The sequence below is a fragment of the Methylobacterium sp. P1-11 genome (genome assembly GCF_008329595.1).
In the GTDB taxonomy this organism is placed as follows: Bacteria; Pseudomonadota; Alphaproteobacteria; order Rhizobiales; family Beijerinckiaceae; genus Methylobacterium.
The window spans coordinates 1-721 of record NZ_NPKS01000110.1; the positions used below are offsets into that span (position 1 = coordinate 1).

Annotated in this window: 1 protein-coding gene; it reads right to left on the reverse strand. The window is 64.8% G+C overall.

Annotated elements, in window-relative coordinates; all coding sequences use genetic code 11:
- Entirely contained in the window at positions 1-720 is a 720-nt protein-coding gene (locus CIW48_RS32940; RefSeq protein ID WP_246695534.1) for a ferredoxin--NADP reductase, read from the reverse strand.
- Between the last annotated feature and the right edge of the window lies 1 nt (position 721).

Below are 721 nucleotides of genomic sequence, written 5' to 3' on the forward strand. Positions count from 1 at the left end.
CTACTTCTCGACGAAGGCCTTCTCGATGACGTAATGGGCGGCCTCGCCGTGGTTGCCCTCCTCGTAGCCGCGCGAGGTCAGAAGCTCGCGGGTGTCGCGGATCATGTCGGGGCTGCCGCAGAGCATGAAGCGGTCGTTCTCGATCGACATCGGCGGCAGGCCGATATCCTCGAACAGCTTGGCCGAGACCATCAGGTCGGTGATCCGGCCGCGGTTGCGGAACGGCTCGCGCGTCACGGTCGGGTAGTAGATCAGCTGGTTCGAGATCATCTCGCCCAGGAACTCGTGGCGCGGCAGCGTCTCGGTGATGGTCTCGCCGTAGGCCAGCTCCTGCACCTGACGGCAGCCGTGGACCAGCACGACCTTCTCGAACCGGTCGTAGGTCTCCGGATCCTTGATGATCGACAGGAAGGGTGCGAGGCCGGTGCCGGTCCCGAGCAGGTAGAGGTGTTTGCCGGGCAGCAGGTTGTCGAGCACCAGCGTGCCGGTGGGCTTCTTGCCGACGATGATCGGGTCGCCGACCTTCAGGTGCTGCAGCTTCGAGGTCAGCGGGCCGTCCTGGACCTTGATCGAGAAGAACTCCAGCTCCTCCTCGTAATTGGCCGAGACCACCGAGTAGGCGCGCAGAAGCGGCCGGCCCTCGACCTCCAGGCCGATCATGGTGAATTCGCCGTTGCGGAAGCGGAATGCCGGATCGCGGGTGGTGCGGAACGAGAACAGG